We start from the raw sequence: 13673 nt of genomic DNA, 5'->3' as shown, positions 1-13673 counted from the left end.
GGCATGCCGCTGTCGCCCTACGTCGCCCAGATGCGCCGCCACATCGGACACGACCTGCTGATGCTCTATGGCGTCAGCGGCGTGGTCACCGACGACGCCGGCCGGCTGCTGCTGGCCCGCCGGGGCGACAACGGCCGCTGGTCCGTCCCGGCCGGCGTGGTCGACCCGGGCGAGCAGCCGGCCGACGCGCTGCTGCGCGAGGTGTACGAGGAGACCGGCGTCAAGGTCGAGATCGACCGGATCGGCGGCGTCGCCACCCACCCGGTCGTCTACCCCAACGGCGACGTCTGTGAGTACCTCAACATCTGGTTCCACTGCCGGGCGGTCGGCGGCGCGCCCACCGTGGACGGTGACGAGTCCCTCGCGGTCGACTGGTTCGCCCCGGACGACCTGCCCGAGCTGGACGACTGGTCCCGGCTGCGGATCACCACCGCGCTGCGCGCCGACCGGGCCGCCTGGTTCACGGCGCCCGGCGAGCACCACCCGGCACTGCACCAGCCGGACAACCTGTGACCTCACCGCCGGACGCCGCCGTCGACCAGCCCGGGTAGGCCGACGGTGCGGCACGCCCACGGTGAAGCCGCCCGGGTCAGGACGTGGCGACGACGGCGCGGGACCGGTCCGCGGCGATCCGGATCGCGAGCCCGGCCAGCACGCTGCCCATCACGTACCGCTGCACCTTGGCCCAGCCGGGGCGGCGGGTCAGGAACGCCGAGACGCTGCCGGCGGTGAGCACGATCAGCCCGTTCACGGTCAGCGCGATGCTGATCTGGGTCAGCCCGAGCAGCAGGCTCTGCACCGCCACGTGCCCGCGCGCCGGGTCGATGAACTGCGGCAGCAGCGACACGTACAGGATGGCGATCTTCGGGTTCAGCAGGTTGGTGACCAGACCCATGGTGAACAGCCGCCGGGGCCGGTCCGGTGGCAGCGGCGCCGGGGTGAAGGCCGAGGTGCCGCCCGGGCGCAGTGTCCGCCACGCCAGCCACAGCAGGTACGCCGCCCCGGCCAGCTTCACCACCAGGTACAGCGGGGGCACCAGCACGAAGACCGTGGCGATCCCGGCGACCGCCGCGGCCAGGTAGACCAGGAAGCCGACGGCCACGCCGAGCAGCGAGACCAGTCCGGCCCGGCGTCCCTGGGTGACCGACCTGGACACCAGGTAGACCATGTTCGGGCCGGGCGTGAGCACCAGACCCAACGCCACCAGGGCGATACCCACCACCGCGCCGATCGTGACCATGCATTCTCCCCCAAGGTCGACTCCACCCGGACCATACGCCCGTTCAGGGGCCGGGCTCGCCAACGGCGGGGGTGACCGGCGACACTACCGGGATGTCCATCGTCCTGCGCGCTCCGGCCACGTCCGCCGCGCCTGAACTGCTGCTGCGGCCCTGGTGCGACGGCGATGTCGACGCGCTGCTGTCCGCGTACCGGGATCCGGTGCTGCTGAGCTGGACCCGGGCCCCGGTGACCACCCGGGCCGAGGCCCGCGCGTTCCTGCGCCGCAGCCGGCAGGGCTGGGCGGCCGACCGGCGGTTCAGCTTCGCCGTGCTGGAGCCGACCCCGGCCGGGGACCGACTGGTGGCGCACGTGCTGCTCAAGGAGGTCAGGCCCGGCCGCCCGGCCGCCGAGGTGGGCTACTGGACGGCGGCGCCGGCGCGGGGACGCGGGGTGGCGCCGCGCGCCGTGGACGCGGTCACCGCGTGGGCGTTCGCCCGTTTCGCCGCGCACGGGCTGACCCGTCTCGAGCTGCTGCACCAGGTCGACAACCCGGCCTCCTGCCGGGTCGCGGAAAAGAGCGGGTACGCCTTCGAGGAGGTGCTGCCCGCCCGGCCGCCGTTCCCGCGCGACGGCCACCGGCACGTGCGCCACCGGGGCTGACCGCCGCGTTTGCCCGCTTCTGTCCACACGGGAGTCCGGCGCGGACACCCGGCGGATACCGTGGACGGCGTCGTCAACGCCGGCCGCGCGGGCGTGCACCGCTCGCGCCGAGCGGAGCGAGGTGGGGGCATGACCGACCCGAGTGCCGCGTCGATCGTCTCGACGCCGCCCGCGACCATGCCGTCCGAGGCTGGTTCCGGTGCGCCCGTCGACGCCGGCCTGCCGGAGAGCGCCCGGAGGCAGCAGAAGCCGCGTGGTCTGCTCGGCGACGCCTGGCTGGACCTGCGCCGCAAGCCGCTGTTCTGGATCTCGGCCGCGTTCATCGCGCTGTTCCTCGTGATGGCGGCGTTCCCGCAGCTGTTCACCACCGGTGATCCGGTCAACGGCGCGCTGTCGCGCAGCCGGGTCGAGCCGTCCGCGGACGCCTGGTTCGGCCACGACGTGCAGGGTCGGGACGTCTACGCCCGCACCATCCACGGCGCCCGCGCCTCGATCGTGGTGGCGGTGCTGTCCACCCTCGGTGTCCTGCTGATCGGCGGCGCGATGGGCATCGTCGCCGGCTATCGCGGCGGCTGGGTCGACGGTCTGCTGTCCCGGATCGCCGACATCTTCTTCGGTCTGCCGTTCGTGCTCGGCTCGATCGTCATCCTGACCACCTTCAACGGCGCCGGCACCGACAACGGACAGTGGCAGATCATGGCCCTGGTCACCGCCTCCATGGTGGTTCTCATGTGGCCGGTGACGATGCGGCTGATGCGGTCGTCGGTGCTGGCCACCAAGGAGGCCGACTACATCGTCGCGGCCCGGGCGCTGGGTGCCGGCACCGGCCGGATCATCCTCAAGCACCTGCTGCCGAACTGTCTAGCTCCGCTGCTGGTCTACGGCACGATCATGGTCGGCTCGTTCATCGGCGCCGAGGCCACCCTGTCCTTCCTGGGCATCGGCCTGAAGACCCCGGTGGTGTCCTGGGGCATCATGATCAGCGAGGCGCAGAACTACATCCGGGTCTCGCCGTTCCTGCTGTTCTTCCCGGCCCTGTTCCTGGTCACCTGCGTGCTGAGCTTCGTGATGCTCGGCGAGGCGGTCCGCGAGGCGCTCGACCCGAAGCTGCGCTGACCACCCGCTCAGAGACCAGCGAGGAACAGCAGCGCCGCCGCCACCAGACCCACCTCCACCAGGGCGACGAACGTCCGATCGCCGATCCGGCCGACGACCCGCCGGCCAACCCAGGCACCGGCGAGGGTGGCCGGGGTCAGCGCCGCGCCGAGCAGCAGCACCTCCCGGCGCAGCAGCCCGGTCGCCGCGTACCCGGCGGTCTTGGACAGGTGCAGGGTGAGCGCGGCGGCCGCCTCGGTGCCCACGTACGCGGCCCGGGTCAGCCCGTACGCCAGGAAGAACGGCGCGGTGAGCGGGCCGACGGAGCCGAGCAGCGCCGACCCGAGGCCCGAGGCGGCGCCGACCGCCATGAAGGTGCGCTCGGCCGGGCGACCCGGCGGACGGCCGAGGCGCCGCCACGCCACCACGGCGAGCAGGAACACCCCGAGCAGCCGCTTGAGCGCGGCCAGTGGGGCGTGCGCCAGCAGCAGCGCACCGAGCAGCGCGAACGGGACCGCGCCGACGGCGAAGCGGCCGGCGAGCGGCCGGTGCAGTTCCCGCCGGTTCAGCCAGACCCGGGCGCCGTTGCTGGACAGCTGGGCGAGGGTGAGCACCGGCACCGCGACCCGCAACCCGAACAGGGCGGTGAAGACCGGCAGCAGCAGCACGCCGCCGCCGAAGCCGGTCACCGCGGAGAGCAGGGCCAGCAGGAACGCCGCCACCGAGGCGGCCAGGAGCGTGCCGAGCACTCAGCGGCCGACCGGTTCGGCGCCCGTCGCCGAGTCGCCCGTCGCCGGGCCGAGCAGCCGCAACAGCAGCCGCGGTTCGCCGGGCCACGCGTCGAGCAGCACCTGCCGAGGCACCTGACGGCCGGCGTAGCGCAGGGCCAGGGCGACCACGACGATGTCGTCGAGCGGGCCGATGACCGGCAGGAACTCGGGGATCAGGTCGATCGGGCTGGCCACCCAGAGCCCGGCGACGACGATGGCCGCCTTCGCCCGGCGGGGCACCCGCGGATCCTTGCGCAGCCGGCGCACGGTGGTCAGGCAGTCGGGGATGAACGCGGCCAGGTCCCGCATGATGCCGGGCGGCAACCGCCGGGCCAGCAGGACCAGCAGCGCCCAGCTGGCCAGCAGGCAGGCGACCGCGACACCGAGCCCGATCAGCCAGTCGCGCACGCCGGTGACCCTTCCCCTGGGGTGCGGGCCGCAAGCCGGCCCACCAGGAATGTACGCCCCGTCGCCGCCGCCCGCCTGCGGGGAATGCGTCGCCCGCCAGCGGCGCTGAGCAGGGTCGGGACCGGCGGATACGGTGGGTGCGGGAGGTGACGGCGGTGACGTACGGCTGGGAGGCGACGGTCGAGGCGCAGATCCGGGCGGCACAGGAGCGGGGCGAGTTCGACGGCCTGCCCGGCGCCGGCAAGCCGATCCCAGGGCGGAACCTGCCCTACGACGAATCGTGGTGGATCAGGAGCTTCCTGGAGCGCGAGCAGCTCCCGACGGACCTGCTGCTGCCCACCCCGCTGCTGCTACGCCGCCGGATCGAGCGGCTCCCCGACGAGGTGCGGGACCTGCCCACCGAGGAGTCGGTGCGGGCGTGCGTCGCCGACCTGAACACCGAGATCGTGGCCTGGCTGCGTACCCCGACGGGACCGCGTGTGGTGGTCCGCCCGGTCAACGCCGACGACGTCGTACGCCGGTGGCGGGCCGAGCGGGAACGCGCGGCGGCCGAGCGGACCGCCGCGCCGGCGGCCGCTCCCACCGTGCCGGCGCGGCGCTGGCGACTGCCCTGGCGGCGGCGCTGATCGTGCCGCCGTCGGGGACCACCCCACGGCGAACGGGCCCAGCATGATCACCCCGACGAGCCGAAGCAGGTCCGGCGGTTGGCCCGCGGCGTGCGCCGGCGGCCGCACGGTCTGGTCCATCCCCGTTCACTCCGCACGGCTGCGGTAAATGCTTACGGCTAGGGCGGAATTGCGCCAGGAACGCCCCAGGCGGGGACGTCAGCGGCCCGGAACGGGCCCGGTCATGCCGTCGAGCAACTGCCCGACCACCCGGTCCCGGAGTGCGGGTCCACCGGCGGACTCGGCTTCGGCCGCGAACGGCGGAGCGAAGATCTGCAGCGACACGAGCGCGCCCACGGCGGTGGCGTACGCCACCTCGAACGGGCAGTCGGCCCGGAAAACGGCGTCCTGCTGGCCGCGCTCGTAGAGCTCCCGGATGGCCTTCGGGAGCTGGTCGGCGGTGGGCAGGGACAGCAGTCCGGCCCCGCTGAGCGACTCGTGCAGCATCAGGGCGAGCAGCCGGGGGTGGGCGCGCAGGATGTCGAAGAACCCGGCGAACGCGGTGCGCATCCCCTCGTACGGGTCGAGGGTGGCGGCCCGCTCCAGCGCCGGCGCCCAGGCGGACCCGAGGGTGGTGCGCTGCTCGTCGATGACCGCCGCGTAGAGCCCCTCCTTGCTGCCGAAGTGGTGGTAGATCATGCGCTCGTTGACGCCCGCGCGCTTCACGATCGCCTGGACCCGGGTGCCGTGCAGTCCGGTACGGGCGAACTCCTCCGTCGCGGCATCGAGCAGGACGGCCCGACTGTCACTCATGCAGTAAGTATTTACCGGACGGCGGCGGCGGGGCAACCCCCGTCTCAGTCGAGCGCCGCCCGCCAGGTCCACCCGGTACGCCGTGGCCGGTCCCCGAGCGGCGCCCGGCCGGTCATCCAGAGCAGCACCGGCGCCGGCTCGCCCTCGGGCGCGTCCGGGAAGAGCCGGCGCAGCACCCCGGCGCACAGCGGTTCCGGCGGCGTCCAGTCCAGGTCGAGCCCCCGGGTGAGGTCGTGGGTGTGCAGCACGATCTCGGCCACCCCCATGGCGGCGAACCCGCCCGGATCGCAGGGGCCCCAGTGCCAGGCCCGGGTGGCCGGGTCGGCGGTGTCCACGACGGCGGCCAGCACACCGGCGGCGGCGGTCACCATGGTCAACACGTCGGCGGGCGTCGCGTCGGGGCGTACCCGCAGGTCGAACGGGAGATACCCGGCCTCGGGCCGCCCGGTCACCTGGCCGGCGTAGGCGACCAGGTCGTGCGCCACGTGCGCCGCGGTCGTCCAGCAGGACCATTCCAGGTCGCCGGCCCGGCCCGTCCAGTCCCGGTCGGTGGCGCCGGCCAGCACCCGGGTCATCCCGGCGGCCGCCGCCCGTACGTCCGCGCCCGTCATCCCCGTCACGCCCAAGACCCTGCCATCGATCACCCGGTCCGGCAAGCCGACCGAAAAGCGTTCGCCGAGCGTCCCGACCGGTTCCTACGATCACCCGCATGAATGCGACGGGGGAGTGGGCGCGGGGGATCACCCGGGTGGCGGTGCTGACCGGAGCCGGCATCTCCACCGACTCCGGGGTGCCGGACTACCGTGGCCCGGACGGGCTCTGGACCCGGAACCCGGCCGCCGTGGACGCCTTCACCTACGACCGGTTCATGTCGGACCCGCAGGCCCGCGCCCGGTTCTGGCGGACCTACGCCGACCACGCCGCCTGGCGGGCGGAGCCCAACGCGGCACACCGGGTCCTGGTCGAGCTCCAGCGGTCCGGCACCGCCCTCCGGGTGCTCACCCAGAACGTCGACGGGCTGCACCAGCGTGCCGGCCTGCCCGCCCGGACCGTGCTCGAGCTGCACGGCACCATCCACGAGGTACGGTGCACCGGCTGCGCCGCCCGTACGCCGACCGCCCCGACGCTGGACCGGGTACGGGCCGGGGTGGCCGACCCGACCTGCCCGGACTGCGGCGGGATCCTCAAGCTCGCGGTGGTGCTCTTCGGCGAGTACCTCGACGACCGGGTCCTCGACCACGCGCGGCAGATCGCCGCCGCGTCGCAGCTGCTGCTCGTCGTGGGCAGTTCCCTGCGGGTGGAACCGGCCGCCTCGCTGTGCACCGTGGCGGTACGCGCCGGCGCGCGGCTGGTCATCGTCAACCGCGACGAGACGCCCTACGACGACCTGGCCGACGAGGTGGTCCGCGACCCGATCGGCGAGGCCCTGCCCCGCATCGTCGCCGCGCTGCGCGAGCAGCGTCACCTGGCCCCGGCCGGCTGACCGGGCCGGCCCGTCGGGGACGGGCCGGCCTCGTTCGCCGCTACCAGGGCAGCGGCCCGTCGGCGTCGACATAGGCGCCGGACGGGCCCTCGGGACCCACCTGCGCCATCCGGACGATGATCTCCGCGCCCTCCGCGACGGTCTGGACGCCGGTGTTCCCGTTCAGGTCCGTCGCGGTGTGACCGGGTTCCACCGCGTTGATCCGCATGCCGGGGAACGCCTTCGCGTACTGCACCGTGACCATGTTGACCGCGGCCTTCGACGCCGGATACGCGACCCCCGGGTACGCGTGGGCCGGGTCGCTCGGGTCGGTGACCCGGGTCAGCGAGGCCAGCCCGCTGCTCACGTTCACCACGACCGGCGCGGCCGAACGCCGCAACAGTGGCAGGAACGCGTGGGTGACGCGGACCAGGCCGAGGACGTTCGTCTCGAACAGCGACCGCATCAGGTCGGCGGTGGTCTCCCCGGCGCCGGCCACCCCGTTGTCCGGCGTGCGCGCCTCGATGCCGGCGTTGTTGACCAGTACGTCCAGTCCGCCGGCCGCCTCGATGGTCCGTGCCGCGGCCGCCACCGATGCGTCGTCGGTCACGTCGAGCGCGATCAGCCGCGCGCCCAACTGCTCGGCGGCCCGCCGCCCGCGCTCGGCGTCGCGGCTGCCGATCCAGACGGTGTGGCCGGCACCGACGAGCCGGCGGGCGGTCTCGAAGCCGAGCCCCTTGTTCGCTCCGGTGATCAGTGTTGTCGTCATGTCCCCAGCGTGCGGCGGTACCGGGCGGCCACCCAGTCGTCCCGTCTTCCTGGGACTGCGGGTACCAGCCAGGGCGGCGACCGGCGGAGCAGACTGGTGGACATGACGACGGGGGAGTTCGGGCAGGCGGTCCGCCGCTGGCGCGACCGGGTGGCGCCCGAGGTCGCCGGGCTGCCCGCGGCCGGGCAGCGGCGTGCCCCGGGGCTGCGCCGGGAGGAGTTGGCCCTGCTGGCCGGGATCTCCGTGGACTACCTCACCCGCCTCGAACAGGGCCGCGCGTCGCACCCGTCGGGGCAGGTCGTCGAGGCCCTGGTCCGGGCGCTGCGGCTGTCGCGGACCGAACGCGCGCACCTGTTCCGGCTGGCCGGGCTGGCGCCGCCGGGTCCGGAGACCGTGCCCGCCGAGATCAGCCCGAGCGTGCAGCGGCTGATGGACCGGTTGACGGGGACACCGGTCGCGGTCTACGACGCGTCCTGGACGCTGCTGCTGGCCAACCCGCCGTACGCGGCACTGATGGGTGATCCGTCCGGTTGGCGGGGCAACCAGCGCAACGGGGTGTGGCGGAACTTTCTCGGGCCGGGCGGTCGCGTGCGGTACACCCCGGAGGCCCGGCGGGCCTTCGAAAGCGCGCTCGTCGCCGACCTGCGGGCGGCGGCCGCCCGCTACCCGGCCGATCAACGGTTGCGGCGGCTCGTTGCGGAGTTGCGGGCGGGCAGCGACCGGTTCGCCGAGCTGTGGGACGTCGGCGCGGTGGGCCGGCACGAGGCCGCCCGGAAGACGATCGACCATCCGCGGGTGGGTGCGCTGACCCTCGACTGCGATGTGCTGACCGTGGCCGGCAGCGACCTGCGCATCATGATCTACACCGCCGAGCCGGGCACCGAGGATGCCGACCGCCTCGCCCTGCTCACCGTCCTCGGCGTCCAGTCCCTCGCCGGCTGAGCCAATTCCACCTTCCTGTCGACAGTTCCCCGCAGCCGGTTTATCGGATTATTGGCAATGACAATCCGATAAAACAAGCCGACAAAGGGGACGTAACGCCGACACACCATAATGACAGTTATTGGGTGTAACAACTTGCGTTGGTGTATCCGCCACCGCCGTCGCCGGTCGGGCGTGTTGAGTGCCAGCCGCACTTCATTGGCCGGCGACGCGGGCGTTCAGCAGCTGTCTGAGAAACGATCGTTTCCTGAACAAGATCAAGACAGGGTCCGACTGCCGGTCGACAGCAGCCCCTCCACGAACTGCCCGGCGAACCGGCCCGCCGCGCTCGTCATCCTCGACCCGGCCCTTATCGCCTGACAACACCATTGATCAAACGCCAACGGTTCATTGGGAGATAGGTGTTGGCTCAGGGCTTGCGCGCGCGGATCGAGTAGGTCAGCGGATAACGCGGCGAGCCAGCAGCATGCCGGTAGATGTCATTGGCGTGCCGCTGCAGCGACTGCCGTTGCAGGTAGAACGTGTGGTCGTGTTCATGCAGGAATTCGATGCGCAGTCCTGCGCCCGCGATCGCGGAGACAACGGACGACAGCATGTGCTCCCACTCGATGGTCACGTTATTCTCGGTCGCGGCTGTCTTGTCAGCGTAAGTGCCAGGCCCGCCGGAAAGGTGCGGGCCCTCGTCGAAGTAGTCATGGGTGACGGTCCGGCCCGTCTGATCGTCGAGGACGAAGCTGAACGGATGAAACTCGGCAAGGTAGAGGAATCCGCCGGAGCGGAGTAGTTCCGCGATGAGCCTCGCCCAACGCGGAAGGTCCGGCAGCCAGTTCAGCGCGCCGAAGCCGGTGTAGACGATGTCGAAGGTCTGGCCCGGTAGGGCCGAGACCGCGTCATAGACGTCTGCCGTAACGAACCGCGCATCAAGGTTCAGATCGGCCGCCAGACGCGAGGCCGCCTCGATTGCCGGGGGCGAGAAGTCCAGCCCGACCGCGCGCGCCCCGCGCGCCGCCCACGACAGCGTGTCTAGTCCAAAGTGGCACTGCAGGTGGAGCAGGCGTTTGCCGGTGACCTCCCCGACCTCTACCTTCTCGAAGTCCTTGAGGGAATCGCGCCGGTCGCGGAACTCGGCCACATCGTAGAAGGGCCCGCGCAAATGAATGTGCACACGTTCGTCCCAGGAAGCCTGATTCAGCTCGCGCCATCGCCCCGTCTGGTCGTTCATGGTCTGCAACGCTACAGGCGCTGCGCAGACCGGATCCTGCCACCGGTTGACCGGTGTTAAAAAGCATTTCCATGTCGCTCAACATCGGCTACGCCGTGGCGCTGCCGAGATTCGGCCTATCCCCGGCGGCGATCGGGGACACCGGCCTGGGAGGCCCGGCCGCCCCGAGATGCATGTCCACTGTCAACTGTCGCCCCGCAGCGCGTGCGGGTGATCATGGCCGCTCTGGGCGGCGATGTGGGCCAGGACTCTGCGGAAGGTGTCCCAGTCGCGGGCGCCGATCTCGCGGCGCCAGCGATCTTCTGTCTCGGCGAAGATCTCCAGGATCCGTGCTTGTAGGCGCAGGCCCTTGGCGGTCGGACGCACGATACGGGCTCGCCGGTCGGTGGGGTCTGGATCGACGTGCAGGAAGCCGGCCTTCTGCATGGTGGCGACGAACTCGCCCAGCGACTGCTTGGTCATGCCGACACGTCCGGCGAGGTCGGTTGGGCGCATGCCCTCGGCGGGGGTCAGCGACAGCAGGCGCAAGTGTGAGCCACGCAGGTGATGCGGTTCGTCGGCGACCTCGGCCTCCATGGCCCGCTTGCCGACGGTCAGCGCCGCGCCGAGCAGGTCGAACACGTGGACCAGATCGTAGTTGACCGAACTCATAAGGCAACCTTACTATCTTCCTGAGGTCGTCAGCCAACCTTACTATCTCGGGGAGTGGTCATGGATCTGCCTGCGCCCGATGTTGCCGCCGTCGTGAAGCTGATGCTCGACGGCACGGCCACGCCTGGAACATGGACCGTCGAGCAGGTGGCCTATGACTCCGGCTCCCCGGCGACCGGTGGGCTGATGCGGGTACGCGGCCACTGCGACGACGGCCGCGACTGGGCGGTGTTCGTGAAGCTGGTGCAGCATGCGCGGCACTGGCCGCGGCTACATGTGCTGCCGGAGGAGTACCGCGCCGCGTTCGCCGACGGGTTCCCGTGGCGGCAGGAGCTGTCCCTGTGGGAGCCGTCGTTCGCCGCGCGTATGCCCCCCGGCCTGCGCCCGCCCGCCCTCTACCGAATGACCGACCTGGGCGACGATCGGCTGCTGTTGTGGATGGAGGACGTCGACGCCCACGACGACGCGTGCTGGAACCTCGACCTCTACACCCACGCGGCTCGCGCACTGGGCGGCCTCGCCGCATCGCGCAGCTCACCCGAGCTCCTCGCCGCCACCGGCCGCCCAGTGGGCTGGGGACTACGTGGGTACGCCCAAGGGCGCGTCCTGCAGGGCGCCGTGCCGCAGTTGGAGGACGATCGCCTGTGGGGCCATCCGATGCTGGCCGGGGCCGTCGACACGGAACTGCGCGACGACCTGCGCCGCATCGCCGGCGCGGTGCCCGCGATTCTCGACCGGCTCGACACGCTGCCGCAGACTCTCGCCCACGGCGACGCCAGCCCGCAGAACCTTCTCGTCCCTCGCGACGAGCCCGGCGTGCTCGTCGCCATCGACGTCTCCTTCCAATGCCCCGTCGCCGTCGGCTTCGACCTGGGCCAGCTGCTGGTCGGCCTGGCACACGCCGGCACCGTCACCGCCGAGCAGCTTCCGGCCATCCATGAGTGCCTCGTTCCGGCGTACGTCGCCGGCATGCGCGAGCACGGCGTCGACGCCGACTCCGAGCAGGTCTCATACGGCTACCTCGGCGCCCTCACCGTGCGCTCAGCCCTGACCTCACTGCCCTACGAGCTGCTCGACGGCCCGCCGACCGTTGAAGTCGCCGCGCTGCTACGCCAGCGTGCGGCCCTGACCAGATTCCTCGCCGACCACGCACTCGGCCTTATCGGTCGCCGACACCGGCGTCACGTCATGAAGAGTCCATGACCATCTGCCTCAGTCGAGAAGGCATGCCACCTCCTCGGCGCCCGATCCATGCGTGGCTGGAGCATCGAGTGACCACCACCTCACCCCGGCGAAGCCACTGAAGAACAATGTCGTTCTCACTGAAGATCACATGTCGTTCAACGCTGGTGTCGCGAGCCGGTGAGGCGCGGCCCGTCGCTCAACCGCGCAGTTGTGCGTTGAGCCGTGCGGCCTGTCGCGTGAGGTGGTCGCGTTCGGGAAGGTTGGGCGCCGATCGGGCAGCTTCGGCGTAGAGCCGTGCTGCGGTCACCAGATCACCATCACGTTCGTGCAGGTAGGCCGCGACGGCGGTGTGGCGGGGCAGGGCGGGGTCGAGCCCCGCCAGGGCGGCCAGGCCGGCGCGCGGGCCGTCGGCCTCGCCGACCGCGACGGCCCGGTTGAGGCGGGCCACCGGGCTGTCGGTGAGGCGCACCAGTTCGTCGTACCACTCGACGATCTGCACCCAGTCGGTCTCCTCGGCCGTCGGGGCGTCGGCGTGGAGCGCGGCGATGGCGGCCTGGGCCTGGAACTCGCCCAGGCGGTCGCGGGTGAGGGCCGTCTGGAGCACGTCGACGCCCTCGGCGATCAGGCGGGTGTTCCACAGGCCGCGGTCCTGCTCGGCAAGAGGCACGAGCCGGCCGTCGGGGCCGGTCCGTGCCGGGCGCCGTGCGTGGTGGAGCAGCATGAGCGCGAGCAGGCCCGCGACCTCCTCATGGTCGGTGGTGGCCGCCAGCTGGCGAGTGAGCCGGATCGCCTCGCCGGCCAGGTCGACGTCGCCGGAGTAGCCCTCGTTGAAGACCAGGTAGAGCACCCGCAGCACCGTGGCGACGTCACCGGGCTGGTCGAACCGGACGCCCGAGACGGTCCGCTTGGCCCTGCTGATCCGCTGGGCCATGGTCGCCTCCGGCACGAGGTAGGCCCGCGCGATCTGACGCGTGGTCAAGCCACCCACCGCGCGCAGCGTGAGCGGGACGGCCGAAGCGGGTGTCAGGGACGGGTGCGCGCACAGGAAGTACAGCTGGAGCGTGTCGTCCACCACCTCGCCCGGGCCGGGCACGGGTTCGCCCACGACGCGTACCTCGCGGTGCCGTCGGGAGGTGTCGGCGCGGGCGGCGTCGAGGAACTTGCGCCAGGCCACAGTGACCAGCCAGCCCTCGGGGTCCCGCGGCGGGTCGTCCGGCCACACGCGCACGGCCTCGATCAGGGCGTCCTGCACGGCATCCTCGGCCGCCGCGAAGTCGGCTCCGCGGCGGCCGAGAATGCCGATCACGGCGGGGGTGAGGGTCCGCAGCAGGGCCTCGTCCACCGTGCGTCACTCCGTGATGGTCGGGGGCTCGCCCAGGAACGGGCGCACCTCGAGCCACTCGTGGATCGGCTTCCCACCCGCGCCCGGAGCCGCGGACAACTCGCCGGCCAGCTCGAGCGCTCGCTCGTAGGTCTCGACGTCGATCACCATCCAGCCGGCGATCAGGTCCTTGGTCTCCGCGAACGGGCCGTCGGTCACCGGCGCCCGCCCCTCGCCGTCGTAACGGACGAACGTGCCCTCCGGGGAGAGCGCCTGCGCGTCGACGAACTCGCCGGTGTCCTCGAGCCGTGCGGCGAAGTCTCGCATGTACTGCACGTGGGCCGAAAGCTCCTCCGGCGTCCACTGGTCCATCGGCACGTCGTTGACCGGTGCCGGCGCGCCCCGGTAGTGCTTGAGCAGCAGGTACTTGGTCATCATGTTCTCCCCTGGTGCGGTACGGGCCCATTCTGGCCGTGTTCACTGCGGGGACGAAGCCGCGCGGGGGTTCTCGACATCCCACCGGGATATTTTTCTGGCGGACTTCAGTGA

The 13673-nt window shown here is 72.0% G+C and carries 17 protein-coding genes; 7 read left to right on the top strand and 10 right to left on the bottom strand.

All coding sequences use genetic code 11. The features are described from left to right. The first annotated feature begins 3 nt into the window (after window positions 1–3). Window positions 4–513 carry an NUDIX hydrolase gene (locus ACZ6S5_RS18060; protein ID WP_466001718.1) on the top strand — a complete coding sequence of 170 codons (510 nt, stop codon included), beginning with the start codon at window positions 4–6 and terminating at the stop codon, window positions 511–513. A 76-nt stretch (window positions 514–589) separates the two neighbouring features. Here ACZ6S5_RS18060 and ACZ6S5_RS18055 read toward each other — a convergent pair whose 3' ends face one another. Beyond that, window positions 590–1240 (bottom strand): LysE family translocator, encoded by a 651-nt coding sequence (locus tag ACZ6S5_RS18055; RefSeq protein ID WP_466001716.1) that lies wholly within the window; start codon window positions 1238–1240, stop codon window positions 590–592. Between the two features lie 92 nt (window positions 1241–1332). Here ACZ6S5_RS18055 and ACZ6S5_RS18050 point away from each other — a divergent pair, with 92 nt between their 5' ends. Together ACZ6S5_RS18050 and ACZ6S5_RS18045 are read left to right on the top strand one after the other, a co-directional pair. Beyond that, window positions 1333–1881 carry a GNAT family N-acetyltransferase gene (locus ACZ6S5_RS18050; RefSeq protein WP_466001714.1) on the top strand — a complete coding sequence of 183 codons (549 nt, stop codon included), beginning with the start codon at window positions 1333–1335 and terminating at the stop codon, window positions 1879–1881. Between the two features lie 129 nt (window positions 1882–2010). Then, on the top strand, window positions 2011–2997 hold the full coding sequence (locus ACZ6S5_RS18045) for an ABC transporter permease (RefSeq protein WP_466001712.1): 987 nt from the start codon (window positions 2011–2013) through the stop codon (window positions 2995–2997). 8 nt (window positions 2998–3005) lie between these two features. Here ACZ6S5_RS18045 and ACZ6S5_RS18040 read toward each other — a convergent pair whose 3' ends face one another. Together ACZ6S5_RS18040 and ACZ6S5_RS18035 are read right to left on the bottom strand one after the other, a co-directional pair. Then, window positions 3006–3725 carry a sulfite exporter TauE/SafE family protein gene (locus ACZ6S5_RS18040; RefSeq protein ID WP_466001710.1) on the bottom strand — a complete coding sequence of 240 codons (720 nt, stop codon included), beginning with the start codon at window positions 3723–3725 and terminating at the stop codon, window positions 3006–3008. Then, the gene (locus ACZ6S5_RS18035) at window positions 3726–4154 is read right to left on the bottom strand and encodes a YkvA family protein (protein ID WP_466001708.1); all 429 of its coding nucleotides are present in this window, start codon (window positions 4152–4154) and stop codon (window positions 3726–3728) included. Between the two features lie 137 nt (window positions 4155–4291). On the opposite strand from ACZ6S5_RS18035, the gene ACZ6S5_RS18030 reads away from it, so the two are divergent. Then, on the top strand, window positions 4292–4780 hold the full coding sequence (locus ACZ6S5_RS18030) for a DnaJ family domain-containing protein (protein WP_466001706.1): 489 nt from the start codon (window positions 4292–4294) through the stop codon (window positions 4778–4780). Window positions 4781–4978: 198 nt separating this feature from the next. On the opposite strand, the gene ACZ6S5_RS18025 is transcribed toward ACZ6S5_RS18030, so the two are convergent. Further along, window positions 4979–5572 carry a TetR/AcrR family transcriptional regulator gene (locus ACZ6S5_RS18025; protein ID WP_466001704.1) on the bottom strand — a complete coding sequence of 198 codons (594 nt, stop codon included), beginning with the start codon at window positions 5570–5572 and terminating at the stop codon, window positions 4979–4981. A gap of 44 nt (window positions 5573–5616) precedes the next feature. Next, on the bottom strand, window positions 5617–6183 hold the full coding sequence (locus ACZ6S5_RS18020; RefSeq protein ID WP_466001753.1) for a maleylpyruvate isomerase N-terminal domain-containing protein: 567 nt from the start codon (window positions 6181–6183) through the stop codon (window positions 5617–5619). Between the two features lie 98 nt (window positions 6184–6281). Here ACZ6S5_RS18020 and ACZ6S5_RS18015 point away from each other — a divergent pair, with 98 nt between their 5' ends. Beyond that, window positions 6282–7055, top strand: a complete 774-nt coding sequence (locus tag ACZ6S5_RS18015) for an SIR2 family NAD-dependent protein deacylase (protein WP_466001702.1) — start codon at window positions 6282–6284, stop codon at window positions 7053–7055. Window positions 7056–7095: 40 nt separating this feature from the next. Here the strand turns inward: ACZ6S5_RS18015 and ACZ6S5_RS18010 are convergent, their stop codons facing one another. After that, complete coding sequence (locus ACZ6S5_RS18010; protein ID WP_466001700.1) at window positions 7096–7803, bottom strand: SDR family NAD(P)-dependent oxidoreductase; 708 nt, start codon at window positions 7801–7803, stop codon at window positions 7096–7098. A 102-nt stretch (window positions 7804–7905) separates the two neighbouring features. Here ACZ6S5_RS18010 and ACZ6S5_RS18005 point away from each other — a divergent pair, with 102 nt between their 5' ends. Then, the gene (locus tag ACZ6S5_RS18005; protein ID WP_466001698.1) at window positions 7906–8745 is read left to right on the top strand and encodes a helix-turn-helix transcriptional regulator; all 840 of its coding nucleotides are present in this window, start codon (window positions 7906–7908) and stop codon (window positions 8743–8745) included. A gap of 409 nt (window positions 8746–9154) precedes the next feature. Here the strand turns inward: ACZ6S5_RS18005 and ACZ6S5_RS18000 are convergent, their stop codons facing one another. Both ACZ6S5_RS18000 and ACZ6S5_RS17995 read right to left on the bottom strand, forming a co-directional pair. Beyond that, window positions 9155–9967: a class I SAM-dependent methyltransferase gene (locus ACZ6S5_RS18000; RefSeq protein ID WP_466001696.1), complete on the bottom strand. Its 813-nt coding sequence runs from the start codon at window positions 9965–9967 to the stop codon at window positions 9155–9157. A gap of 183 nt (window positions 9968–10150) precedes the next feature. Beyond that, a complete protein-coding gene (locus ACZ6S5_RS17995) occupies window positions 10151–10618 on the bottom strand; it encodes a MarR family winged helix-turn-helix transcriptional regulator (protein ID WP_466001695.1) in 468 nt (155 codons plus the stop codon). Window positions 10619–10678: 60 nt separating this feature from the next. Between ACZ6S5_RS17995 and ACZ6S5_RS17990 the strand changes: the two genes are divergently transcribed. Then, window positions 10679–11821, top strand: a complete 1143-nt coding sequence (locus tag ACZ6S5_RS17990; protein WP_466001693.1) for a hypothetical protein — start codon at window positions 10679–10681, stop codon at window positions 11819–11821. A gap of 178 nt (window positions 11822–11999) precedes the next feature. Here ACZ6S5_RS17990 and ACZ6S5_RS17985 read toward each other — a convergent pair whose 3' ends face one another. After that, on the bottom strand, window positions 12000–13145 hold the full coding sequence (locus ACZ6S5_RS17985) for an RNA polymerase sigma factor (protein ID WP_466001691.1): 1146 nt from the start codon (window positions 13143–13145) through the stop codon (window positions 12000–12002). 6 nt (window positions 13146–13151) lie between these two features. Beyond that, window positions 13152–13559, bottom strand: a complete 408-nt coding sequence (locus tag ACZ6S5_RS17980; protein ID WP_466001689.1) for a YciI family protein — start codon at window positions 13557–13559, stop codon at window positions 13152–13154. Between the last annotated feature and the right edge of the window lie 114 nt (window positions 13560–13673).

Source organism: Micromonospora sp. NPDC051924 (assembly GCF_055586005.1).
This window is presented reverse-complemented; position numbering and strand designations above follow the sequence as displayed.